This window comes from Sinobacterium norvegicum (genome assembly GCF_923077115.1).
Classification (GTDB): Bacteria; Pseudomonadota; Gammaproteobacteria; order Pseudomonadales; family Sinobacteriaceae; genus Sinobacterium; species Sinobacterium norvegicum.
In genome coordinates, this window is record NZ_CAKLPX010000001.1 from 617,514 (window position 1) to 640,740 (window position 23,227).

Sequence of the window (23,227 nt, forward strand, 5' to 3'; positions counted from 1 at the left end):
ACACTGGCGACAAATAATAATGAAAACGTTAGCCTAATGAGGGCGCTACTATTTTTACTCTGCTTCGCCGCCCTGTATTGTTACTTTTATTACTCGCCAGCGTGCCATCTCTTGCTGAGCAAACATTAATTAGCAGTATTAGCCCTATTGGTAGCGGTATCACTAACGAAACTGACGCCGATAGTCATTATACCGACTGGCTCGACATCACCGAACAAGCAATCACTGGCCGTGTCAGCTCTACAACCAGCAGCCTCGACCGCTATATTGCCCGCGAAGAGTACGACGAGAACGCCGTGGACAAAAGTTACCTCTCCCTGCAGTTCATCCAAAACTTCGCTAAATCGGGCAACCATAACTTTAACGTTCGCATTCGTTCTCGTATCGACATGCCTAGCAGCAAAAGCAAGTGGGGTCTGTTCTTTGACTCTGAGCCTGACGACTTCGACAGTTTAGAAGAGAAGGTGCGAGATAGTTTCAGCGGCTCTGAATCACTGGAGGATGCCAGCGATACAGCCACAGCAGGCCTGGTTTTCGATAACCAGCGCTCAATTTGGGATAACCGACTTCATGTTGGTGCCCGAATTAAATCACCTTTAGACCCTTATACAAAAATACGCACCAGCAGGGTCGACTACCTGGGCAGCGCCTGGACCAGCCGCTTCGGGCAACAAGTCTATTACTATCACAGCGAAGGCTGGGGCGCTAAAACAGATATCAGCTTCTACCGCCCTATGGGCGCAAAGTATTTGTTTCGATTTTCTAACTCTGGTCAGTTCGATGATAAAGAAAACAACTGGAACCTATACCAGGGGCTGTCGCTGTATCAACCCATCAACAGCGATCGCCTTATTGAATATCGCTCTGGCTACGTCGTCGATACCCGACCTAATTTTAAAGTCTCTAGCTATTGGGTGGCTGCCGATTGGTACCAACACATCTACAAACAGTGGCTTTTCTTAAAAGTAACACCTGGGCTCAATTTCTATCGTGACAATGACTTCAAAGCCTCTCCCACGTTTCGTATTGAGCTAGAAGCATACTTCAGCCCTCATTCACGCAAAGATGTATTCAATGTCGCCGCACCACTGCGCAAAGGTGACCTCACTCGTCAGCAAGGCTTATCGCGCGAGCAAGCTATTCCAGCGCTGCCAAAAAACGACTGACCTTGGCTTTCGGCTGCTTTTGCAACCCCAGCATCATTTCTACCGTGGGTCGATTAATACCGTATTGCTGCGATAAATCTGCCAGCATCACCTGCCACAGGGCCGCGGTCATTTCGGCATCCGCCAGGGCTCTGTGAAAAACACCGTGGTGATTTATCTTCTTTGCCGCTACTAAACTGGATAGCTTATGACTGGTCAAATCCGGGTAAATCCTTCTTGAGATCAACAGCGAACACATAAAATCGGCCTCGCGCGTTCGGCTAATTCGTGCAAGCTCAGCATCCAAGAAACTACGATCAAACGATGCATTATGCGCCAATAAATGGCTGCCAATGATAAATTGTGCAAACGATGCCATCACCTCTTCATTTGCCCTCGCCGTTGACAGCATCTCATTACTGATACCAGTAAAATCCTCGATAAAGCTATCGACTAGTACACCGGGATTCATCAACGACTGAAAGGTATCGACCACCTCACCATCAACCAGCTTAACTGCACCAATCTCAATTGCTCTCGCACCCTGAGCAACAGACAATCCTGTTGTTTCAAAATCGAGTACCACCACGCTATTCGCCGACGGGTTTAATATCATCTCTCATCCATTCTAAATATGTACGATAGTACAAAAAAGTTATCTAAACGCACAGAACAAGGTCGCTTTTATAATTAGACTTGTGTATAAAATAAACTAGTCATGTAAAAAACGTCACCAGCCATCTAAAATAATAACCACAAGCAACTGATTATTAAAATAAAAACAAAATCGGCGCCACCATGATCACAAGGCTGTTAACACTATTCATCCCAAAACCAATTCGCGATGATCACCAGTTAATTAATCGCAGCTATCTACTCGTTGGCGCTATTCTCACCAATATCGCCACCAGCTTAGCCGTTTTGATCTCGCTGTACACCATTTTTGACCTCCCCGCCGGTAACGAGATTATCGCCAGGGACATCACGCTTTTCTGCCTATTCAGCTACACCTGTATATTGGTGTTGTTTCGCTTTTTTGTCAGCTATCAATTCACCGCCCACTTAACGGTATTTTTATTACTGGCCCTCGATTTTTATGGCGTTCAAATTACCGGCGGTTACTACTATTCACCCGTGGTCCCAATGCTGGTCATCACGCCTATTATGGCCTTTTTATTACTGGGGCTTAAGCCCGGTATTGGCTGGCTTGTTGTCGCTGTTATGTCTAATGTGGCGCTCTTACTGTCGGTTGAATTCGACTTTGGTTACACTCAGCTAATGGAAAGGCAGCGCGACATTGAAATTCTTTCCAGCTATGTCCAGTTTATGCTGTACGTCATGGCCGGTGGCACGCTGGCTATCTATGAAGTCATTAACCGTCGCTTAAATCGACACCTGAAGGAACAAAAAGATCGCTTTGCCCACGAAGCTCGCCACGATAATTTGACCGGCATACCCAATCGTCTTGAGTTGTTTCAACAGGCGCAACAACTGTGCAAGCAAAGCGATCTTCGCGGCAGTAAATTTGCCATGATTTTTATCGATCTCGACGATTTTAAGAAGATTAATGATCAATATGGACATAATGCTGGCGACGAGGTGTTAAGAGTTATCAGCTCAAACCTAGAACACAGTCTTCGTCGCATGGACACTATTGCTCGCATGGGTGGGGATGAATTCGTCATCCTGCTGCCCGGTATAGACAGCAAGCGTGATTGCCAGAGAACAATCGATAAAATAGAACAGGCGATTGCTCACCCCATTGCCATCGACCATAAGACCACTGTCATTATGCAAGCCAGTATTGGCCTCGCCATCTATCCCGATGACAGTAGAGACATCGACCAGCTTTGCCACATTGCAGATCAATCCATGTATCGACAAAAAGATGAGCATCATCGCAACACGGCTGAAAACGCCCTCTGTGTTAATGATACCGCTTAACCTACTCCCCGGCTGGCGCCAAACCATCAACATTGACAAATTGAACCGCCGACACACTCTCGCCACCCTCGCTGCCAAAAATATTCATTGGTAGCTGTTGCGCAGGTTGCGGTTGTTCACCGGTTCTATCAATCGATAAACCAGCAAAATCAAACAACGATAAATCAGCCAACTGTGAGGGGGACACATTTTTTAAGGCGGCAAAAATAACATCTAAACGGCCGGGCTGCTGCTGCTCCCAGCCCTGCAACATAGCCTTGATGTTCTGGCGCTGAAGATTATCCTGCGAGCCACATAAGTTACAGGGGATAATTGGAAATGCCTTCATATCTGCATAACGAACCAGATCTGCTTCCTTACAGTAAGCCAGCGGTCGAATAACGATGTTGCGTTTGTCGTCGCTCAACAGCTTAGGCGGCATAGACTTTAATTGACCACCGTAAAACATATTTAAAAACAACGTTTCTATCATGTCATCTCGGTGATGCCCCAATGCTATTTTCGTCGCACCGATTTCCTCAGCAAAACCATAAAGCGTGCCTCGTCGCAATCGCGAACACAGGCCGCAGGTTGTCTTGCCCTCTTCTACCACCTCAGTAACAACGCTGTACGTATCCTTCTCTAAGACATAATACTCAACACCCAGAGCATCTAAATATGCCGGTAAGATGTGCTCTGGAAACCCTGGCTGCTTTTGATCGAGGTTAACCGCTACCAGGTCAAATTTTATCGGTGCGCTGCGCTGCAGCCCCATTAGAATATCCAGCATGGCATAGGAATCTTTGCCACCCGAAAGACAGACCATGACCTTATCACCCTCTTCTATCATCTGGTAATCGACAATAGCGCTGCCAGTAAGACGACGAAGTTTCTTTTGCAGCTTATTCAACTCCGTGGAGCTCTTTTTACCAGCAGAGCCTTGCGGCGACGAGGTTTGATTAGTCATAACATTAAAACACTGACAACAGATAGGGGTCGGCATTTTACAACAGCGCGACGATAGCACCAAGTAAAACCCCGACGACTAAGCAAACAGCCTAAAAAAATCACAAACAGGGGGTTTATCAATGCGATAAATGGGCATCATAGCGATAACCCAGGTATAAACCACTATCTGACCGTGATTTTTGCCTAGAAATTTGGCCTAAACATGCATACAATAAGCCGCGCAAACGATATGGTCGAAGCGTAGGCTCGTCTTCGAAGACTGTTTTACTACCGCTAATACAGTCTTGGCTGAAGGCATCGCGTCCCAACCCAGGGGCCTAACGTAGCCACCTCGAATCCCAACTTGCTATAACTATAGGAATGTTCGATGAAAACCCCAGTACGTGTTACCGTCACCGGCGCAGCCGGCCAAATCTCATACGCTTTGTTGTTCCGTATTGCCTCTGGCGCAATGCTTGGTAATGACCAGCCTGTCATTCTTCAGTTGCTAGAAATCACTCCAGCACTTGACGCGCTTAAGGGCGTGGCAATGGAGCTAGATGACTGCGCATTCCCTCTACTACAGAACATCATCTGCACCGATGATGCTGAAGTCGCCTTTAAAGATTCTGATTACGCTCTACTTGTTGGCGCCCGCCCACGCGGCCCAGGCATGGAACGTAAAGACTTGCTTGAAGCCAATGCTGCTATCTTCTCAGCACAGGGCAAGGCAATGGATAAGGTCGCCAGCCGTGACATCAAGGTATTGGTCGTTGGCAACCCAGCAAACACCAACTCTTTGATCGCTCAACGCAACGCGCCAAGCCTTAACCCACGTAACTTCACTGCTATGACCCGTTTGGATCATAACCGTGCGCTGACTCAGCTAGCTCAGAAGACTGGCAGCAGCAGCGATAAGGTAAGCCAGATGATCATCTGGGGCAACCACTCAGCCACTCAATACCCCGACCTGCACAACACCTTGGTTGACGGTAAAGATGCCATGGGTCTTATCGAACAGAACTGGTATGAAGACGATTTCATCCCTACTGTTCAGCAGCGTGGCGCAGCCATCATTAAGGCGCGCGGACTATCTTCGGCAGCCTCTGCAGCCAACGCCGCCATCGACCACATGCACACCTGGGCACTGGGCACTCCTGCCGGCGACTGGACATCAATGGGCGTATACAGCGACGGCTCATACGGCATCCAAGAAGGTCTGATCTACTCCTTCCCTGTTACCTGCAAGAATGGCGACTGGGAAATTGTTCAAGGCCTAGAAATCAACGATTTCTCTCGTGAAAAGATGTCTGCGACTGAAGCCGAGCTTGCCGGCGAGCGTGACGCAGTAGCACACTTGCTACCGTAATCAGTCCCGTATAAAAAAAGGCGTCTTCTTAGACGCCTTTTTTTATTCAATCAACAATGGATTAACAATAGTTTAGTATTCGATAGCTCGGTTTTTAACGATCTGATATGCTGTTGCGCAGAATTTGTCGCACTTTGTACTTCACCAACCCCATTGAGATATCACTATGCTGCACCCGCGCTCGCTAACGATTGTGCTTTGGGTTACCTTTATGTTCGCCCTACCCTGGCCGATATACAGCCGCGGCATAACACTGCAACCACTGCTGTTTACTTTTAGCCAAACTGGCACTGCGTTTTCTATTGCCGCAGTATTGTCTCAGGCGGTTCTTGCCGCTATTACACAGTTACTACTGACTACTTTCATAGTGAAACAGCTTTGCCGATTTAACTCACCACTGCCTATTAGTTTTGTCGGGTTAATCATTTTTTCTCTGCTGTTTATCGCCCGTACCTTTAACATCTACGACCTCAATCATCTCGAGCATTATGATTTACAGCAAATTTATCAGTATTCTCCAGAGCAACAGATTTTCCGACCTACCACCCCAGAGAACTTCTAACAGCTAGATTCCGAACATCAGTCTTGATATTCAGGTTTCTCGCCCTTCATCTGTGCCATCACCGACCCCATTAAGTCCTCTTGGCTCAGCATGCCCGCATTCCAAGTCGCGATATAATTAAGCGAGTCAGCCAAACTGTGGTCACGAGAATAATTAAGCATTTCTTTGCTACCTCTGATCGCCAGTGGTGATTTTTGGGCAATAGTCACCGCCATTTCGGCTGCATGACTATACATGGCATCCACGCTGTCAAAGCAATGATTGACCAACTGCGCTCTCTCTGCCTCTGTGCCAGATAACTCACGCCCGGTATAGGCCAATTCACGCAAAAGACCGCCCCCTATAATATAAGGCAGACGCTGAAGGCTACCGACATCGGCAGTCATGCCCAAATCAATCTCTTTAATCGAGAACTTTGCCGAGCTTACAGCCAGACGGATATCACAGGCCGCCACCATTTCTAAGCCAGCTCCTACACAGGCACCTTGTACAGCAGCAATTACCGGTTTGCGGCAGCGGTCGATGGCCACAAAGCAATCCTGAAGCGCTAGAATCAACTGACGCATCTGCTCGCCACGTCGGCCATTTTCCTGCGGCAGCGACTCCATAATTTGCTGAAACACAGACAAATCCATGCCAGCACAAAAATTGTTACCGCTACCCTTGAGTACAATAACGCGCACATCACTCTGACTATCGAGCAGGATAAAACATTGACGAATTTCATCCCACATTTTATGACTCAGTGCATTCGCCTGCTCGGGCCGATTTAATACCACCGTGGCAATGCCGTCCTCAACCGTCAATTCAAGTAGCTCAAAGCTCATCATATACTCCCATTTTTACGCATTATTATTTAGCAACGTGCCGTGATAACCATAAAAAAAGGAGGCCAAGCCTCCTTTTTTTATGGTGACAGTGAAAACATACACCATCGTTAGTTTGTCGTCTATCGACGCAGCTAAAAGTATTACTTTTTGCTGCCACCACGTCGTAATTTACGTCGATGTCGATCTTTTGCTTCTTTTTCGGCACGGGTTAAGGTGCGCTTCTCTTCCTGCTCAGCTCCCCCCATATCAGCCAATGCATTCACCTCTGATTGCTCAAGTTCAATCCACTGACCTGAACGCACATCCGACGGGATAAAAACATTACCGTAACGAACCCGCTTCAAACGGCTGACAGTTAATTCCTGCGACTCCCACAGACGACGAACCTCGCGGTTACGCCCTTCCATGACCACGACATAGAACCAACGGTTAATGCCCTCACCACCACTTTCGACAACATCGGAGAATTTCGCGACACCATCATCGAGCATTACACCTTCCTTCATCGCCTGAATATTTTCGGGCTTTACATCGCCCATGACGCGACAAAGGTATTCCCGCTCAATGACGGAAGAGGGGTGCATAAGATGATTGGCCAACTCACCATCGTTGGTAAACAACAACAAGCCACTGGTGTTGTAATCGAGACGGCCGACAGAGATCCAGCGCTCACCATGTAAGCGTGGGAGGCGCTCAAATACCGACTTGCGCCCCTCGGGATCATTGCGCGAGCAAATCTCACCTTCGGGCTTGTTATATAACAACACGCGGCGACGCTTTTTCTCGACACTACGCTGCAGCGCCTTGCTGTCAACACTGATCTTATCTTCCTGCTCAACACGGTCACCTAAGGTGGCAACCTTGCCGTTTACTGTAATTCGCCCAGCGGTGATCCAGCGTTCCATTTCACGCCTAGAACCTACGCCATATGCGGCCAATACTTTCTGTAACTTTTCACTCATTCACGCATACTCAATGGTATTTAAACATCTTCGGAGGGGTCGACTGCATCTTCATCCAACACCTCTGCCAATAAAGCTAATTCTGATTGCTGCTCTTCAACACCGTCAGCGACATCAATGTCATCGTCGCCTGCAACACTAAAAGACGCGTATTCTATGGCCGACGACGCCTCGATACCAGCGCTTTGATCGTTTTCATCATCATCGATGTCCAAATCAGCAACAGAGGCCAGAATATCTAACTCATCAAACTCGGGTTTGGGCTCAACCGGCTCACTGCTGACGCCGTTATTCGTTTGATCGGATTCTGCCGGCAGCACAGCTCCATCCCTAATCCTAGCCTCATTGCCCTCATCATGCTTGTCATCCGGCGACAGATTCGACTCCTGCGCCAGTGGTTCAACGGAGACAGGTGGTATGTGATCATCGACCTGCTGATCTTGTACGTCCTGCTGTTGCTGCTGGTAATCAAGCTCACGCTGCTCCATCGCCCTGGCCTCAAGAACAATTTCCGCATCGAACTGCAGCTCTTTCGCCACCGCTTCTAGATCACGAATTTCAGATAAGCTAGGCAGTTGATCGAGGTTTTCCAGATTGAAATAGTCGAGAAAAGTGCGAGATGTGGCGTACATCGCTGGGCGACCCGGCACATCTTTATGCCCCACGACTCGAACCCAATCACGCTCACTCAGCGCTCGTATAATATTGGAGCTGACGGCAACACCACGGATATCTTCAATCTCACCCCGAGTAATCGGCTGACGATAGGCAATCAAGGCCAGGGTTTCCAGCATCGCACGAGAATACTTCTGCGGTCGCTCCTCCCACAGACGCCCTACCCAATGGCCATAGCTCTGCCTCACCTGCAATCGATAGCCAGAGGAGACCTGTTTCAACTCAATACCACGCCCCTCTAAATCGGCTGACAGCTGGGTTATTGCCTGCTCCAGCGCTGTCTTGTTGGGCACATCGTCGTCACCCTCAAACAGTGACTGGAGCTGCCTTATATTCAACGGCTTACCCGCTGCAAGCAGCGCACCTTCAATGATATTCTTCAACGTTGTAGCATCTATGCTCATACGATTTTAGCCTTTACGTGTATGGCACCGAACATTTCGGTTTGAACGATTTCCAGCAGCGACTCTTTAATCAATTCCATAATCGCCAAAAAAGTAACCACCACCCCTAAACGCCCTTCATGGGCCTTGAACAGAGAGACAAAGGGGAGAAAGCTACGGCCCTTGAGCTGTTCGAGCACGTCACTCATCCGCTCACGGGTAGACAATGTCTCTTTCTCAACCTGATGCGACTCATACATGTCAGCACGGGCCAATACCTCTCCGAGCGCCATTAAGATCTCACGCATATCGACATCGGGCTCTAATCGACGCTTTTCAGTGTCGGGCGGCTCAGCCGAAGCCACATGAATATCACGCCCCATACGAGGCAAATGATCAATGTCTTCCGCCGCAGTTTTAAACCGCTCATATTCCTGCAACCGCCTAATCAGCTGGGCTCTCGGGTCGTCCTCTTCCTCTTCAACATCCACCGAGCGAGGCAGCAACATACGCGACTTTATCTCGGCCAACATCGCCGCCATTACCAGATATTCCGCTGCCATTTCGAACTGCGCGGCATCCATAAGCTTGATATAAGCAACGTACTGCTTGGTTATTTGAGCGACGTTAATTTCTAATATATCGATGTTTTGACGACGAATTAAATACAGTAGTAAGTCCAGCGGGCCTTCAAAAGCATCGAGAAATACCTCCAAGGCCTCGGGCGGAATATACAAATCTTTTGGTAGCTCCGTCACCGCCTCACCGTTAACCAAGGCGAACAATTCACCCTGACCGGAACCCATTTCTTGTCGGGCAGACTCTAAGCGAGTAAGCACATCGTCGAGTTGTTCCGGGCTGACCGCATCCTCGTCGGCATACTCATCATGATAGGGGTCATCACCAGACTCGATGATATCCGACCTCTCCTGACCACGCTGATTATTGTGTTGCGACTCGGCAATATCGTCGTCTAGCTCTGACATTCATCCACCTAAAAATTCTCGATCCGACATTATAGCCCGCTATATTTGCAACCGTATAGCCGGCTGTAATCAACAGTCTAATTGAGGCCGCTAAGCAACAAAATCCGAAGTATCACCCAAGCCTTGACGAACAACTTCGATCTCATCATCCACCATCGAAATCACCGTCGACGGCTCAAAGCCGCAATAGCCGCCATCGATGACCAATTCAACGGTATGCTCTAATAGATCACGGATTTCATAGGGGTCTGTTAATGGCTCATTATCGTTGGGCATGATCAGCGTTACACTCATCATCGGCTCGCCCAGCTGCTCCAGAATTGCCAGCGCGATATTATTATTGGGTACTCTCAAACCAATGGTGCGCCTTTTGGAGTGCATCAAACGGCGAGGCACCTCGCTGGTTCCCTTGAGAATGAAAGTATAAGGCCCTGGTGTGTGGCTTTTGATCAAACGATAAGCCGTATTATCAACCCGGGCATAGGTGGCTATCTCAGAAAGGTCACGACACATTAACGTAAAGTTGTGCTTATCATCCAACTGCCTGATGCGACGAATAGTCTCAGCAGCCCGTTTATCGCCCACCTTACAACCCAAGGCATAAGCAGAATCTGTCGGGTATACAATAACGCCGCCGCTATTGAGAATTTCAACGGCCTGATTAACAAGCCTCGACTGGGGGTTTTCTGGATGAATCTGAAAAAACTGACTCATTATTATTCCTTGATCTATCAATTATTACGCGAGGCTACATTATTACCGCGCTTTCGCTAAGTTACTGTACTACGGGTTTAAGGTGCTGCCAAACTGGGGTGAGGTCAGCCGGTATACTGGGTACTGAGGCCAAATCATTCCAGCGGTATTCTGGGTTGTGAAAGTCACTGCCCACCGAGGCCAGCAACTCGTATTGAGCACACAATTTAGCAATATCTCGCTGGGTGTTGATATGCTGTGCCTTGCCCGCCATTTCAATGCCCTGCCCGCCGGCATCGACAAAGCATTGCAATAGTTGGCAAAGTTTTGTTCGGGTTAATTTATAACGCTCCGGGTGGGCCACCACTGCGATACCACCAGAATCCTTAATCCAGCCAACGGCCTCTGCCAAGCTAGGCCAACCACTCTTCACATCGCCAGGTTTACCTGCACCTAAATACTTAGTGAAAGCCTGATTAATATTACTGACATACCCTTGGGCCAACATATATTGCGCGAAATGTGGCCGGCCAATTTGGCAGCCATCAGCAATGGTTAATGCCCCCTCGTAACAATTGGGGAAGCCCAATTTAGCGAGTCGCTTACCGATGGTAACTGCTCGTTCATTTCTAACCGCCGTCTGTCGACTAACAGCATCCGTCATGACCTCGCTATCGAGATCGAAACCGAGACCGATAATGTGAATACCGCGCTTGTTCCACAGGCAAGACAACTCAATACCACTGATCAATTCAGCCCGTTTGACGATACGACCGTCATCGATTGCCTGCTTAAGTTCTAGGCAGCCGGCGATCGTATCATGATCGGTTAACGCCAGCTTATCGACACCATTATCACAAGCCCGATTATAGACCTCCGCTGGTTCCAAGGTGCCATCTGAGGCCTTACTGTGACAATGTAAATCCACTATTGGTCGCACAATATCATCAGTCTCCATTGGTGAAAGCGTTAGAATTCGCTATGATGTCGCCGCGAACGATAAATAACAGCGGTATATTAACACTTTTGCCGACGCCTCACCGTACTATTACCAGGTATATTATTGCTATGAAGCAAATTGCTGAACTCATCCCCATTATTCTATTTTTCATCACCTACCGGATGGATGGCAGTCAAATTTCAGTGGCCGGCTTCGACTACACCTTCGATGGTATCTACAGCGCCACCACCGTGCTGATTATCGCCACTATTGCTGAAGCCGTCATCAGCCGCATTATTACCGGCAAACTAGAAAAGCGTCAATTATGGATGGTATTAGCCGTCTGCGTCTTCGGCGGCCTCACCCTCGTATTACGCAACAACGCCTTTATTATGTGGAAACCCACTATTTTTAACTGGGGGATGGCAGCCGTATTCATCGCCAGTCAGTTGATCAGCCATAAGAATTTGCTTGAACGCATGCTTGGCAGCCAGCTTAATCTTCCGAAGAAAGTCTGGACGCGACTATCCAATCTCTGGGTAGCCAATTTTATTATCGTCGGCGCCCTTAACCTGTTTGTCGCCTACCACTATAGCGAAGAATTCTGGGTCGATTACAAACTGTTTTCATCCATTGGCTTTACCGTACTATTATCGATTATCACCGTTGCCGTTTTGGCGCCGCATCTTAAAGACGAAACTAAAGAGAACGAATAAATGCTATACGCCATTATCAGCCAGGATATTGAAAACAGTCTAGAAAAGAGATTAGCCGCCCGCCCGGATCATCTTGCTAGGTTACAGCAACTGCAACAACAGGGGCGGCTATTTGTCGCCGGCCCTCATCCGGCTATTGACAGCGAAGACCCCGGACAAAACGGCTTTACTGGCTCTCTTGTTATCGCCGAATTCGACAACCTCGCCGCCGCCCAGCAATGGGCCGACAACGACCCTTATATTGCCGCCGGCGTATATCAACAGGTTACCGTCAAACCGTTCAAAAAAGTATTGCCGTAAACGCCGCAGCCGGCGAGGTTGCCGCGCCGGCTTTTCAAACTGCGTCTGATTTCAACCACGCTCATGTTGACAGCGCGCCTAGTTTATTAAATTATGCCGTTTACCTCCCAATGGGTTATTATAACTTTTTGAGGTCATTGCTTTAACATATTAATGTTACAGCGATTTTATCTTCTACCTTAATTTATGCGCAGATCAACCATATGAAATCAGTCTTTAAATACCTCAGCCGAAGCCTTTTGACACTTTCTGCCGCGGCTGTCTTCGCCAGCGCCACTCTGACCAGCCAAATAACGGCAGCCGCCGATACTCGCTACGTATCAGACATATTATTGATCAACCTGCGCAGTGGCCCAACCAACAGCCACCGCATTATCAAACAACTAAAAAGCGGTGCGGCACTCGAGGTAATCTCGCTCAGTGACGATCAAAAATTTTATCAGGTAAGTACCACCGACGGCACCACAGGCTGGGCACCGGCTCAGTACCTGATACCAGAGAAAAGCGCCCGCTTACAACTTGCGGAAGCCCGCGCAAGAATCGCCACACTGTCACAACAGGCCGGCCCTATAGCCGCCCAGCTTGATCAAAGCAAAACACAGAACACCGAGCTCAACAGCAAAAACAAAACCTTGAATGCTGACAACCAACGTCTTAGCAGCGAACTCGCAGCTCTAAAGAAACTTTCCGCCAATGCAGTCAATCTTTCAAACAGCAACAAAACGCTGGGCGAAAATAACCAGATGTTAAAAAATGAAATCGATGTATTAACCGCCGATAACGATCGACTCAAAGACAAATCTGATGTCGAATGGTTTATGAATGGCGTTGGTGCCGTCGGTTTTGGCGTGCTATTAGCCTTGATCATCCCCCGCCTCAGACCTAAAAAACGCAAATCTGAGTGGTAAGCTCGTCATAACCATCATCTCTGCAACGCAACAGGAACCCTATTCATGAATGCTATAAAGTCTTTTATCGCCGCCACTTTTCTCATCGGCTTACTCAGCGGTGTCAGTCACGCAGAGAACCCCACGGTTGTCTTAGAAACAACCAAGGGCGATATCACTGTTGAACTTTTCGAAGACAAAGCGCCGATTACTGTTACCAATTTCTTACAATATGTAGACAGCGACTTTTATAACGGCACAATATTCCACCGTATTATTCCTGGATTCATGATTCAAGGCGGCGGATTTACCGAGCAAATGTCCGAGAAAGCCACGCTCTCCCCAATCAAAAACGAGGCCAATAACGGCCTCTATAACGATCGTACTACGCTGTCTATGGCCAGAACATCTGACCCCGACAGTGCCACCTCTCAGTTTTTTATTAATGTGCGAAGCAACCTAAGCCTTGACCGCCGCGCTGGCAACGATGGCTACGCTGTATTTGGACGCGTTATCGATGGTATGTATGTGGTTGACGACATTGTGATTCAAGACACAACACGCGTCGGCGGCCACGCCGATGTACCTGTCGAGCCTATTATCATCACCAATGTCTACCGCAAGGCTGACGAGGCCGCTCTTACCATCGACAAGGAGAAAGCTATCGATGCGGATGCCACGAGCGAAGAGGCAATCAGTCACCCCCCCGTCGACCAAGACATCCCACAAAATAACGGCTAAACCCTTTCTATTGTGTGCTACCGGTCGGTAGCACTCCGACAAAACAAGGCTATACAGATGACTGCGCTGAGTATCAACCTTAACAAAATTGCACTGATTCGAAACTCACGAGACACGCTATACCCCGATGTCGTTAAACACGCCCAAATGTGTATCGATGCTGGCGCCCACGGTATTACTGTGCACCCTCGCCCTGACCAGCGCCACATTCGCGCCGACGACTGTTTTGCACTCGCCAAGGCCATCGATGTGGAACTGAATATTGAGGGCAATCCCTTTGCACCACCAATGGCCAGCGATCGCCCTGGTGTCAGTGACTACCCTGGCTTTATGACCTTAATCCGACAAATAAAGCCGGCTCAGTGCACCCTAGTGCCCGACAGCAACAGCCAACTGACCTCAGACCACGGCTTCGATTTGAAGCAAGATTTTAATCGATTACAGCCCATTATTGATGAGCTAAAAAGCCTGGGGGTTCGCAGCAGTTTATTTATGGATCCGATTGACGACCAAATTGAACTGGCAGCAAAGCTTGGCGCCGATCGCATCGAGCTTTACACCGGACCCTACGCCGAAGCAGTAGACACTGGCGGGGATATTGATGCATCGATTGCGCAATTTGCCCAGGCTGCTAAAACTGCCAAAAAATGCGGGCTTGGACTCAACGCAGGGCACGATCTTAACACTCAAAATCTACCGCTATTCTGCCGCCATTTACCTCATTTGTTAGAAGTATCTATTGGACATTCTTTTACTATTGACTGTATAGAAGTTGGTCTGCAGCAAGCCATTGCCAATTACCTGGCAGCACTGTCTACTCGCTAGTCAACTTGTCACCCTGCAGGCTTTCATAGTAATTTTTGAAAGCCTTGGCACGGGCAAGCTTCTCGACCACCACCGAATTATTCGGCTGCAATACCAACGCCTGCTGCCAATCTGCAATAGCTGCCTCTATCTCTCCGAGCGTATAGGCAGTGTTAGCCTTCATCACTAAAATTGAGACAGCTCTAGCCACCTTCTCATCGAGCACCTCACGATAACCCTGCAAGCGCTGGCTATCAATACCTAGCGCTGCGATGTTAGCCAGCTGTTTTTCCGCCGCCTGTAATTCACCACTGGCAATTGACGCCAAAAACTGCGCCTCTAATTTTTGTTTCTGTTTCAACAGAGACTGCTGCTTCTGTTTCTTTTTCGCCTGCTGTAGAGCCAATAATTTGCCATCTAAACGACGCATCTCATCGCCATATTGCTTGTCGAGCGACAGCAATTTAGCCAATTGATAATCAGCCTTTGCTGCGGTATAGCGTCCCCGTCCCTCATTCATCTCCGCCGTTTCAACGACAAATTTCAACAATTCTAAAGACTCTTGGGCGTATTGCTTCGAGAGATTTTGTGCCTGCTTATCACCCGGCTGTGCCGCTAATAACTTATTAACCTCAGCAATGTTGTCTGGTATCACTGAGGCCCTCTGATAATTTAACTGTCGCCAGTGCTTCTCCAGATAGGCTTCACGGCGCAAAATAATGCTGTCGTATTGGCTGCGCATTTCCTCACTGGGATAGTTATTCACCCCCTGCGACATTAATGCCTCTGCTTCAACCCAGCGAGAATTTTTAGCCAAGCCGTTTACTTGCGCCGCCAAACTTCGACGGTAGTGCTCTGCTCCATCGACCAGCCGACGGTGTTGCTGCTCCAGTTTGGCTGTCTGAGGTTGCTGTTTAGCAACCAAGTCAATAGCCCTCTGATATTTCTGGTTAGCGAGCAAGTCATCTACGCGCAACTGCAGCACATCTTCATCGAGGTGTCCGGGCATTTGACAGCCCTGCAGAACCAGCATAATAACGGCCAAGCTGAAGACTTTGATGATGTTCATAGGGATTCCCGAATACTCAGTAAGTCATCGATTAAGGTATTCATCGTGAGCTGATACTCAGAGGCAATATCGGTGATTTCAAATGTTTGTACGGGCACCGCCTTGCCTCTTATTTTAATCCGCTTTTGCGAGTTTAAGCAGACCCGCTGTGGCTCAAGCAGTGATGTTTTATACTCTTCAGTGACAATAATTTGGCCACTTTCAGCCTCGCTACACAAACGTGACGCCAGGTTTACCGAGTCGCCGACGACGGTGTACTCCATTTTTTTATCGCCACCAAGCACACCTGCCAACATCTGACCAGAATTAATACCAATACGCAGCATCACCTCAGGCAGCCCCTCATCACGACGACGATGATTAAGCGCCTGGGTCAACCGCTGCATCAAGAAAGCACAGGCTGCCGCATTGAATCGATGATCTTCGTTGGCCTTTGGTGCGCCAAATACCACCATGACACAGTCACCGATAAATTTATCAACGGTGCCAAAATACAAATCAGAGCAGTGGGCAAAATATGAAAAATATTCATTGAGCAGCTCTGCCACTTGCTCAGGAGTCAGCGTCTCTGACATCGATGTAAAGCCGACTATATCGGCAAACAATACCGTCGCCTCAACTCGCTCGCCCTTAATATTGACCGCATCAGCCTTGCTAATCACCTGCTTAGCAATATCCTGATTAACAAAACCGCCTAACATCGTCTCAACTTGATCACGCTGATATAAACCCTGTCCCATATCGCTGATGGCACTGAGCAACTGGCCTATTTCATCATCCCGGCGCTCAGAGGGCACCGCCACTCTGTAGTCACCAGCACCGATTTTTTCTGTCGCATCCAGCAACATGTTAATAGGCTGATTTATCTTGCGGGCAATGAGCAAGGCAATAAATAAAGCCGCCACCGTTACCCCGCCACCAACAATCAACACCAGCCTTAGTATATGCTCATAGGTCTTGGCCAGCTCATTGGACTCCAAAAGGATTTCAACACGACCGCCTGAGGTCTCACGAAAACTAACATCACTGGTAAAGTAATAATGTTCTTGTGCTGACACTGCGTCGGCAAGGGCGTTAACATCGCCGGCGAAGGCTAAAATATCACCACTGCTAGAGCTGATCTGAACGGCCTTTATTCTCGCCAGGGCAATACTCTGCTCCGCCTGCAACTGAAGAGAGAGGCTGTCACCCGTAAATAGCGGCTCGGTGGCTGTTGCCGCAGTCTGCGACGCCAAAGCCTGACCAAGCGCCTCTAGCTGCTCATCCTGCAGCTGATTCTGCTTATTTAACACAGACAAGCCGAGTACAGACATCCCCCCGACCACGAGGACGGCGATAACAGCAGCTAATTTGATTCCTAACGACAACCGGTTGTTTAAAGCTGCAGACATGGACTACTCTTGTTGCAAAACAAAATCGATTAACACCTGAATTTTAAAAAAACACTCAATAACATACACTTGTGCAGCTGCAAGGCTACAGAAAAAAATACCAACCACTAAAAGCCCAATTATTAACAGGCGATAATAAACTCAGCCCGGAAGCAAAGCTTAAATAGGGTAAAATCAACGTCACTGCCACTAACAGAACAGACCAATTATGAATATGTTTTTAACAAAATACACTCAGTACTTACGCCTAAGACGTTTTGGCACTCTTATTATTCTTATACTTTTCACTGGCTTAAGCCTTAGAGCTAATGCTGTGACAGTATTACTATACCACCATATCAGCGATACAACACCGAGAATCACCTCCACAACCCCGGGTGAATTCGCTCAACACCTGCAAATGATTGAAGACAACGGCTTTGAGGTTTGGCCGCTAAGCAAAGTGGTTCGTTACTTACAGCAGGGGACTACGCTGCCCAGTAGAGTAACCGTCATCACCTTCGATGACGCCTATGACTCCATCCTCACAACAGCGACGCCAATGCTCGAAAAACGTGGCTGGCCATTTACTGTCTTTGTCAATTCAGCAGCGGTCGATGAGCAGCACCGACACATTATGAGCTGGCAAGAATTAAACAGTTTACAAGACAAAGGTGGTGAACTCGCTAACCACAGCCACCATCATAGCCACATGGCCACCCGTCTAGAGGGGGAGACAGAAGAGCAATGGCAGCAACGTATGCACGATCAAATATTAATAACCAAGGACAAATTAAAACAACACACCAATAGTGAGCTCCCGTTATTTGCCTACCCCTATGGCGAATTCGACCAGCCACTGCAGGCAATCATCAGCGAGCTAGGCTACGTTGGTTTTGGCCAACAATCCGGCGCTCTGTCCTCGGCATTGGATTTTACCGCGCTGCCACGATTCCCCGCCGCCGGCGTCTATGCCAACCCAAAAACCCTGCGGACAAAACTGAAATCACTGCCCATGCCAATCAAATCAGTTGAGGTATTAGTCGGCGAAGATCAGTCCGGGCTGACTTCCTATGCGGTCAAAAAACCCTCTATTCGTATCACTCTGGAGCCTGGTGATTGGCGCCTCTCAGAGCTTGCCTGTTATGTCAGCAACCAGGGCACTGGCGACATCACTAACATTGATACCAACAACAATAGCTTTGTAGTGACCGCAAAAAAGGAGATTATTACTGGGCGCTCTCGGTATAACTGCACAATGCCCAGCCAAGAGGGCGGACGGTATCACTGGTACTCCCATGCCTGGTTGCGTTTCAACGCCCAGGGCGAGCTACCCACCGACTAAACCATCGCAGAGAAATGACAAAAAAAAGCCGCTGATTCAGCGGCTTTTTTCTCTAGAAGTCATTTTTGTCGAGTATATCGAGCTTGTTGAAGATAATCATCTTTTGAATTTCTTCAACATATTGCTCACCCCGCGCTGAATAACTCCGCAGACCCACAGCAAGATCAACACCGGTAATCACCTGATTGCCTTGCCTGGCCTCTGCGCGAATTGCTCGCAGCTGACGATAGGCGCCATGGGTATTTAAATTAAGAAAATATGCTCGCACCGATCCACCGGCATCCTCAAATCTGGCCACCTCGTAAATTTCACCCTCAGGCCTTGATTGAGGCACAATGCCACAGCCTGAGTTAAAGCACCATTGACCAAAATAGTTATTACCCTGCGTGGCAAACCTAGAGGTTCCCCACGCCGACTCATTGGCAGACTGCGCCAAAGCCAGCGAGGGTGGTACGATATCAACACGGACCATTAACTGCTCTAGTTGCTCCTGAATAGACAGCGCCTCAGACAATTTGTAACGCTTTGCCAATCCCTGCAGCACCACAGACTGCTGTTCAGACAGCTGTCCTACCCGCAAGGCTTGCTGAAGAGTGACAACCTGCCTTCTCTCCGCTGTTATATAGCTATTTTCTGATGCGATATAGGTCAGTAGATAATTAAAAAATTGCGCCTTCTTCTCTTTGACGTCGGCTATTTGAGCAAAGCTTGGCGTTTCAGAGAACTTGGTTTCAGGCCTTTTCAGCTGTTCATCTGCCGTCTTGTCAGTTTCAACAACCACCTCTTTGATCTCTTCCTTCTGCGGTTCGGCGCCACAGCCAATCAACATCAAAACAACGGCGACCACACACCAATAACGAGAGCTGCATCCCATTTTCAACCCCTGAGTACAAAAAATTGGCTGAATCATATACTAAATCCCTAAACCGTGACAACTTTCAAACACTTCCATCGGATGGAGGCGCACCTTTTATACGTTAATTTGAATGAGTTTAGACCGGTGACACTAGCTGTCATTAGAAAAAAACGGCATAATGCCTTGGACAAACGCATGTCAACATTGCATCCAGCCTTGCTGTGATAATAGATACCACTGAGAATTATAAGATTATGGCAGACAGCACCTACCACCACGGCAACCTACGCGAGAGCTTGATTAACTTAGGTATAGCCCACCTCGACGAAAAAGGCGCTGAAAATATCAGCCTGCGCGCCCTGGCCAGAGAAATTGGCGTTTCGCAAACAGCCCCGTACAGACATTTTGAAGATAAAAATCAACTGCTATCCGCCATCGCAATTAATGGCTTCGATATTATGGCCCATAGCATTTCTGACGCCATCACCGACCTCGATGACCAGCCGCCAAAATATCTTAAGGCCATGGCCAGAAGCTACATCTTATTCAGCCTGGAAAACACCGAAGTCTTCAAGCTCATGTTTGGCCCTATCTTAGGTGATAGAAAAAGCTACCCAGAATTACTTGCCGCCGGACAACGCAGTTTTAAGTTAATTGAGAAAAGCCTACAAACAGGGGTGGATACGGGCATATTTTCAATCGAGGACATCACCATCACCGCCAATTCTGTCTGGGCATCTATTCACGGCGTTGCCAGTTTGATGCAGGACAGGTTCGACCGCTTCCCTGATGCCAGCGGCGATAAGCAAATCGACTCTATGTTCGACATCTTACTCAATGGTATATGTAGCAAATAGCACGAGCTAACGATGCAGGTATGACTTGATCTGCATCACCTCCACCCCTGTCTCAATCTGCTTTAAGTACTCTCTCTTCAACCGCCAATCTGGCTGCAACACTTGCATCAATTGATAAAAACGCGGGCTATGATTAAAAACCCTGAGATGGCACAGTTCATGGGCAATAACATAGTCACAAAATTCAACAGGCAACTGCACCAAGGTTGTACTGAGATTCACTCTACCCGATAGACTGCAACTACCCCATCGGCTGCGCATATAACGAACACGTAACTCGGGCTTATCAACGCGCAGCACATGACACCAATCAAGGTTCGCGACTAAGCGTCGAGCTAAATATCGCCGAGCAATGACCAACAACCAAGCCTTCAACTGCTGCCTCATTGCCTCATCATCATCCCCAGGCAGTATCACAATACGTAACTGGCGAGCAGAAAGCCTGATATATCGACGCTGACCCAACTCGACCAACACCTGGCGCGGGCGACCAAAAACATTAAACGGCCGCCCCTTTCGCTGTTCTGCCAAAGCCATTCGCTGCTCTATCCACTGGCGATTACCCGCCACAAAAGTAGCGATCGACTGCCGCGTTGTTCGCTTGGGCGCCCTCACCTCAACGACACCGTCTGGCAAAATGTATATGCCAATAGTCTTACGGCGCATTAACTTGATCTGATAATCGATAAAGCCGTCCATTTAATTAGACTTGGCCATCATTGCTGCGGCAATGCAGCGTAACTGGGCATAATCTACCAACCCTCCCAGCGCTTCATAGGCAGGCTTTACTCTAATGCTGCCATCACTCTGTAAACCGTGCTCATGTAAAGCGTCAGATGCCAACTGCAGGTGCTTTTTATCGATCTCAACAACTGCTTCGAGAGATACTCTACCCTCGCCTAACAATTGTGCGCAGTGGTTAAAAATAGTCGTTTCAGAAAGCTGTCGCTGAGCAGCAATGGCAACAACATTCAAACCAGCTAATAACAACGCTTGCGTTTCCCATACCGTATTACCTGCGCTGGAGATACTGGCATTTCCGTGTGTCTGCAAATAATCTTCGATGACGGCCATGAAGTTTTGACCGTAACGCTCGAGCTTAGTGGCTCCTACGCCGGTAATGGATAAGAATTGTTGCTCGGTTACCGGTTTCACAGCCAACATCTCCATAAGGCTGGCATCGCTAAAAATGACGTATGGCGGCACACTCTGCTCTTCGGCTAATTGCTTACGAGTATGGCGTAGTGTATTCCAAAGCAACTGATCACTAGAGGCTACCGACTGAGAGCTTCGCTTCTTGCGCCCAGACGCGGCTTCCAGTATAACTGCATCACGCCTTAGCGAAATAGATTGCTCACCGCGCAACAAGGGTCGGCAGGACTCCCCCAGCTTGAGCGCCCCCCAGGATTCGACGTCAACGTTCAGCATACCTCGGGCCACCAGCTGGCGAAAAACTGAGCGCCACTCTTTTTCATTCAACTCCTTGCCGATCGAGAAGGTTGATAACTGCTGATGACCAAATTCCTGCACCTTGGTTGTCGACTTACCCAGTAAAACATCGACGACATGACCGGCACCGAAGCGCTGCCCGGTTCGGTAGACACAGGATAACGCTTTCTGCGACGAAACCGTTGCATCCCACACCTCCGGTGGCGTAATACAATTATCACAGTTCCCACAGGGATCGGTTTGTTCGCCAAAATAGCGCAGCAGCACTTGCCGGCGGCAGGAACTGATTTCACACAGGCCAAGCATCGCATCGAGACGCATTCCCTCCACCCGTTTGAAATCTTCGTTACCGGCCGAACCGGCCATCAGCTGTTTCATGCCAATAACGTCCTGCAAACCATAAACCATCCAGGCAGTGGCTGGTAAGCCATCACGCCCGCCTCGCCCCGTTTCCTGGTAATAAGCCTCTATTGATTTCGGCAGGTCCAAATGGGCAACAAAACGCACATCAGGTTTGTCAATGCCCATGCCAAAGGCGACAGTAGCCACCACAATAATCCCCTCTTCACGCAGAAACCGCTGTTGGTTCTCTGCACGAACCTCCTTCGATAAGCCGGCGTGATAAGGCAGCGCCTTAAACCCTTGCGTACACAGCCACGCGGCAGTCTGGTCAACCCGCTTACGCGACATACAATAGACAATACCGGCATCGCTGGCATGTTCCAGCCGAATAAACGATAACAATTGCTGACGAGCATTTTGCTTTTGATTAATACGGTATTGGATATTAGGGCGATCAAAACCACAGATAAACTGTTCGGCGGTATCCAGATGTAGACGGGCAACAATATCCTTTCGCGTGCGATCATCTGCGGTAGCGGTCAACGCTATGCGAGGAACGGCGGGAAAACTTTCCAGCACGGCCCCTAGCTGCAGGTAGTCACTTCTGAAATCGTGCCCCCATTGACTAACACAATGCGCCTCATCAATGGCGAACAACGACACCTGACAGCCCTGTAACAAAGCCGTCGTACGCGGCTGTATCAGTCGCTCTGGCGCAACATACAACAGCTGTATGCGATTATCGCGCAGGGCATCTTCGACGGCACGCTGCTGATCAAATTCCTGCGTCGAATTCAAAAAGGCTGCGCTGACACCTAATTGCTGCAGCGCTTGTACCTGATCCTGCATTAAGGCGATCAATGGCGAAACCACGATGCCGACACCACCACGGGCTATTGCCGGTATTTGGTAGCACAGTGATTTACCGCCACCGGTTGGCATGATGACAAGCGCATCTTTACCCTCAACAATGGTTTCAATGATTTCACCCTGGGGGCTACGGAACTGGTCATAACCGAAAACGGTCGATAGTATTGATTTAGGATCTGTTAACATAGCAGCATTATACTGGCCG

24 protein-coding genes are annotated in these 23,227 nt (G+C 48.6%); 11 read left to right on the forward strand and 13 right to left on the reverse strand.

Translation table 11 applies throughout. The features are described 5' to 3' along the window. The first annotated feature begins 77 nt into the window (after positions 1-77). Entirely contained in the window at positions 78-1,166 is a 1,089-nt protein-coding gene (locus tag L9P87_RS02690; protein WP_237443136.1) for a hypothetical protein, read from the forward strand. On the opposite strand, the gene L9P87_RS02695 is transcribed toward L9P87_RS02690, so the two are convergent. Next, positions 1,138-1,761, reverse strand: coding sequence for a 3'-5' exonuclease (locus tag L9P87_RS02695; protein ID WP_237443137.1), 624 nt, complete (start codon positions 1,759-1,761; stop codon positions 1,138-1,140). The two genes, L9P87_RS02690 and L9P87_RS02695, sit on opposite strands and share 29 nt — an antisense overlap. A gap of 182 nt (positions 1,762-1,943) precedes the next feature. Between L9P87_RS02695 and L9P87_RS02700 the strand changes: the two genes are divergently transcribed. Continuing rightward, positions 1,944-3,089 (forward strand): GGDEF domain-containing protein, encoded by a 1,146-nt coding sequence (locus L9P87_RS02700; protein WP_237443138.1) that lies wholly within the window; start codon positions 1,944-1,946, stop codon positions 3,087-3,089. Between the two features lies 1 nt (position 3,090). On the opposite strand, the gene ttcA is transcribed toward L9P87_RS02700, so the two are convergent. After that, entirely contained in the window at positions 3,091-4,035 is a 945-nt protein-coding gene (gene ttcA / locus L9P87_RS02705) for a tRNA 2-thiocytidine(32) synthetase TtcA (protein ID WP_237443139.1), read from the reverse strand. 369 nt (positions 4,036-4,404) lie between these two features. Here ttcA and L9P87_RS02710 point away from each other — a divergent pair, with 369 nt between their 5' ends. Both L9P87_RS02710 and L9P87_RS02715 read left to right on the forward strand, forming a co-directional pair. Next, positions 4,405-5,385 carry a malate dehydrogenase gene (locus tag L9P87_RS02710; RefSeq protein ID WP_237443140.1) on the forward strand — a complete coding sequence of 327 codons (981 nt, stop codon included), beginning with the start codon at positions 4,405-4,407 and terminating at the stop codon, positions 5,383-5,385. A 166-nt stretch (positions 5,386-5,551) separates the two neighbouring features. Continuing rightward, entirely contained in the window at positions 5,552-5,947 is a 396-nt protein-coding gene (locus tag L9P87_RS02715) for a hypothetical protein (protein WP_237443141.1), read from the forward strand. 17 nt (positions 5,948-5,964) lie between these two features. Here L9P87_RS02715 and L9P87_RS02720 read toward each other — a convergent pair whose 3' ends face one another. From L9P87_RS02720 to L9P87_RS02745, 6 genes are all read right to left on the reverse strand, one after another. Beyond that, entirely contained in the window at positions 5,965-6,777 is an 813-nt protein-coding gene (locus L9P87_RS02720; RefSeq protein WP_237443142.1) for a crotonase/enoyl-CoA hydratase family protein, read from the reverse strand. 140 nt (positions 6,778-6,917) lie between these two features. After that, complete coding sequence (gene rluB / locus L9P87_RS02725) at positions 6,918-7,739, reverse strand: 23S rRNA pseudouridine(2605) synthase RluB (RefSeq protein WP_237443143.1); 822 nt, start codon at positions 7,737-7,739, stop codon at positions 6,918-6,920. 20 nt (positions 7,740-7,759) lie between these two features. After that, entirely contained in the window at positions 7,760-8,818 is a 1,059-nt protein-coding gene (gene scpB, locus L9P87_RS02730; protein WP_237443144.1) for an SMC-Scp complex subunit ScpB, read from the reverse strand. Further along, the gene (locus L9P87_RS02735; protein ID WP_354001876.1) at positions 8,815-9,783 is read right to left on the reverse strand and encodes a segregation and condensation protein A; all 969 of its coding nucleotides are present in this window, start codon (positions 9,781-9,783) and stop codon (positions 8,815-8,817) included. Before L9P87_RS02735 ends, scpB begins: the two co-directional genes overlap by 4 nt. Positions 9,784-9,873: 90 nt before the next feature. Beyond that, on the reverse strand, positions 9,874-10,497 hold the full coding sequence (locus L9P87_RS02740; RefSeq protein ID WP_237443145.1) for an L-threonylcarbamoyladenylate synthase: 624 nt from the start codon (positions 10,495-10,497) through the stop codon (positions 9,874-9,876). Positions 10,498-10,558: 61 nt separating this feature from the next. Beyond that, positions 10,559-11,434 (reverse strand): PHP domain-containing protein, encoded by an 876-nt coding sequence (locus L9P87_RS02745; protein WP_237443146.1) that lies wholly within the window; start codon positions 11,432-11,434, stop codon positions 10,559-10,561. 110 nt (positions 11,435-11,544) lie between these two features. Here L9P87_RS02745 and L9P87_RS02750 point away from each other — a divergent pair, with 110 nt between their 5' ends. From L9P87_RS02750 to L9P87_RS02770, 5 genes are all read left to right on the forward strand, one after another. Continuing rightward, complete coding sequence (locus L9P87_RS02750; protein WP_237443147.1) at positions 11,545-12,132, forward strand: inner membrane-spanning protein YciB; 588 nt, start codon at positions 11,545-11,547, stop codon at positions 12,130-12,132. Next, positions 12,133-12,432 carry a YciI family protein gene (locus tag L9P87_RS02755; RefSeq protein ID WP_237443148.1) on the forward strand — a complete coding sequence of 100 codons (300 nt, stop codon included), beginning with the start codon at positions 12,133-12,135 and terminating at the stop codon, positions 12,430-12,432. 203 nt (positions 12,433-12,635) lie between these two features. After that, on the forward strand, positions 12,636-13,340 hold the full coding sequence (locus L9P87_RS02760; protein ID WP_237443149.1) for a TIGR04211 family SH3 domain-containing protein: 705 nt from the start codon (positions 12,636-12,638) through the stop codon (positions 13,338-13,340). Positions 13,341-13,385: 45 nt separating this feature from the next. After that, positions 13,386-14,060 carry a peptidylprolyl isomerase gene (locus L9P87_RS02765; RefSeq protein WP_237443150.1) on the forward strand — a complete coding sequence of 225 codons (675 nt, stop codon included), beginning with the start codon at positions 13,386-13,388 and terminating at the stop codon, positions 14,058-14,060. 57 nt (positions 14,061-14,117) lie between these two features. Further along, positions 14,118-14,885: a pyridoxine 5'-phosphate synthase gene (locus L9P87_RS02770; RefSeq protein WP_237443151.1), complete on the forward strand. Its 768-nt coding sequence runs from the start codon at positions 14,118-14,120 to the stop codon at positions 14,883-14,885. Here L9P87_RS02770 and L9P87_RS02775 read toward each other — a convergent pair. Both L9P87_RS02775 and L9P87_RS02780 read right to left on the reverse strand, forming a co-directional pair. After that, entirely contained in the window at positions 14,875-15,933 is a 1,059-nt protein-coding gene (locus tag L9P87_RS02775; RefSeq protein WP_237443152.1) for a tetratricopeptide repeat protein, read from the reverse strand. The genes L9P87_RS02770 and L9P87_RS02775 overlap by 11 nt on opposite strands. Continuing rightward, positions 15,930-17,324 carry an adenylate/guanylate cyclase domain-containing protein gene (locus tag L9P87_RS02780; RefSeq protein WP_237443153.1) on the reverse strand — a complete coding sequence of 465 codons (1,395 nt, stop codon included), beginning with the start codon at positions 17,322-17,324 and terminating at the stop codon, positions 15,930-15,932. Before L9P87_RS02780 ends, L9P87_RS02775 begins: the two co-directional genes overlap by 4 nt. Positions 17,325-17,637: 313 nt before the next feature. Here L9P87_RS02780 and L9P87_RS02785 point away from each other — a divergent pair, with 313 nt between their 5' ends. Continuing rightward, positions 17,638-18,648 carry a polysaccharide deacetylase family protein gene (locus tag L9P87_RS02785; RefSeq protein ID WP_237443154.1) on the forward strand — a complete coding sequence of 337 codons (1,011 nt, stop codon included), beginning with the start codon at positions 17,638-17,640 and terminating at the stop codon, positions 18,646-18,648. A 52-nt stretch (positions 18,649-18,700) separates the two neighbouring features. On the opposite strand, the gene L9P87_RS02790 is transcribed toward L9P87_RS02785, so the two are convergent. Then, positions 18,701-19,522, reverse strand: coding sequence for a glucosaminidase domain-containing protein (locus tag L9P87_RS02790; RefSeq protein ID WP_237443155.1), 822 nt, complete (start codon positions 19,520-19,522; stop codon positions 18,701-18,703). A gap of 236 nt (positions 19,523-19,758) precedes the next feature. On the opposite strand from L9P87_RS02790, the gene L9P87_RS02795 reads away from it, so the two are divergent. Continuing rightward, positions 19,759-20,361: a TetR/AcrR family transcriptional regulator gene (locus tag L9P87_RS02795; RefSeq protein WP_237443156.1), complete on the forward strand. Its 603-nt coding sequence runs from the start codon at positions 19,759-19,761 to the stop codon at positions 20,359-20,361. A gap of 6 nt (positions 20,362-20,367) precedes the next feature. On the opposite strand, the gene L9P87_RS02800 is transcribed toward L9P87_RS02795, so the two are convergent. Together L9P87_RS02800 and recQ are read right to left on the reverse strand one after the other, a co-directional pair. Further along, positions 20,368-21,060, reverse strand: coding sequence for a M48 family metallopeptidase (locus L9P87_RS02800; protein ID WP_237443157.1), 693 nt, complete (start codon positions 21,058-21,060; stop codon positions 20,368-20,370). Beyond that, positions 21,061-23,208 (reverse strand): DNA helicase RecQ, encoded by a 2,148-nt coding sequence (recQ, locus tag L9P87_RS02810; protein WP_354001877.1) that lies wholly within the window; start codon positions 23,206-23,208, stop codon positions 21,061-21,063. It abuts the gene before it with no gap. Positions 23,209-23,227 lie beyond the last annotated feature (19 nt).

Bases quoted from the DNA above. Each gene is read 5' to 3' on its own strand.
- L9P87_RS02695 (WP_237443137.1), bottom strand. From the start codon at position 1,761: ATGATATTAAACCCGTCGGCGAATAGCGTGGTGGTACTCGATTTTGAA.
- L9P87_RS02700 (WP_237443138.1), top strand. From the start codon at position 1,944: ATGATCACAAGGCTGTTAACACTATTCATCCCAAAACCAATTCGCGAT.
- L9P87_RS02760 (WP_237443149.1), top strand. From the start codon at position 12,636: ATGAAATCAGTCTTTAAATACCTCAGCCGAAGCCTTTTGACACTTTCT.
- L9P87_RS02740 (WP_237443145.1), bottom strand. From the start codon at position 10,497: ATGAGTCAGTTTTTTCAGATTCATCCAGAAAACCCCCAGTCGAGGCTT.
- L9P87_RS02710 (WP_237443140.1), top strand. From the start codon at position 4,405: ATGAAAACCCCAGTACGTGTTACCGTCACCGGCGCAGCCGGCCAAATC.
- L9P87_RS02745 (WP_237443146.1), bottom strand. From the start codon at position 11,434: ATGGAGACTGATGATATTGTGCGACCAATAGTGGATTTACATTGTCAC.
- L9P87_RS02735 (WP_354001876.1), bottom strand. From the start codon at position 9,783: ATGTCAGAGCTAGACGACGATATTGCCGAGTCGCAACACAATAATCAG.
- L9P87_RS02770 (WP_237443151.1), top strand. From the start codon at position 14,118: ATGACTGCGCTGAGTATCAACCTTAACAAAATTGCACTGATTCGAAAC.
- rluB (WP_237443143.1), bottom strand. From the start codon at position 7,739: ATGAGTGAAAAGTTACAGAAAGTATTGGCCGCATATGGCGTAGGTTCT.
- ttcA (WP_237443139.1), bottom strand. From the start codon at position 4,035: ATGACTAATCAAACCTCGTCGCCGCAAGGCTCTGCTGGTAAAAAGAGC.
- scpB (WP_237443144.1), bottom strand. From the start codon at position 8,818: ATGAGCATAGATGCTACAACGTTGAAGAATATCATTGAAGGTGCGCTG.
- L9P87_RS02795 (WP_237443156.1), top strand. From the start codon at position 19,759: ATGGCAGACAGCACCTACCACCACGGCAACCTACGCGAGAGCTTGATT.
- L9P87_RS02750 (WP_237443147.1), top strand. From the start codon at position 11,545: ATGAAGCAAATTGCTGAACTCATCCCCATTATTCTATTTTTCATCACC.
- L9P87_RS02790 (WP_237443155.1), bottom strand. From the start codon at position 19,522: ATGGGATGCAGCTCTCGTTATTGGTGTGTGGTCGCCGTTGTTTTGATG.
- L9P87_RS02720 (WP_237443142.1), bottom strand. From the start codon at position 6,777: ATGATGAGCTTTGAGCTACTTGAATTGACGGTTGAGGACGGCATTGCC.
- L9P87_RS02775 (WP_237443152.1), bottom strand. From the start codon at position 15,933: ATGAACATCATCAAAGTCTTCAGCTTGGCCGTTATTATGCTGGTTCTG.
- L9P87_RS02755 (WP_237443148.1), top strand. From the start codon at position 12,133: ATGCTATACGCCATTATCAGCCAGGATATTGAAAACAGTCTAGAAAAG.
- L9P87_RS02765 (WP_237443150.1), top strand. From the start codon at position 13,386: ATGAATGCTATAAAGTCTTTTATCGCCGCCACTTTTCTCATCGGCTTA.
- L9P87_RS02715 (WP_237443141.1), top strand. From the start codon at position 5,552: ATGCTGCACCCGCGCTCGCTAACGATTGTGCTTTGGGTTACCTTTATG.
- recQ (WP_354001877.1), bottom strand. From the start codon at position 23,208: ATGTTAACAGATCCTAAATCAATACTATCGACCGTTTTCGGTTATGAC.
- L9P87_RS02800 (WP_237443157.1), bottom strand. From the start codon at position 21,060: ATGGACGGCTTTATCGATTATCAGATCAAGTTAATGCGCCGTAAGACT.
- L9P87_RS02780 (WP_237443153.1), bottom strand. From the start codon at position 17,324: ATGTCTGCAGCTTTAAACAACCGGTTGTCGTTAGGAATCAAATTAGCT.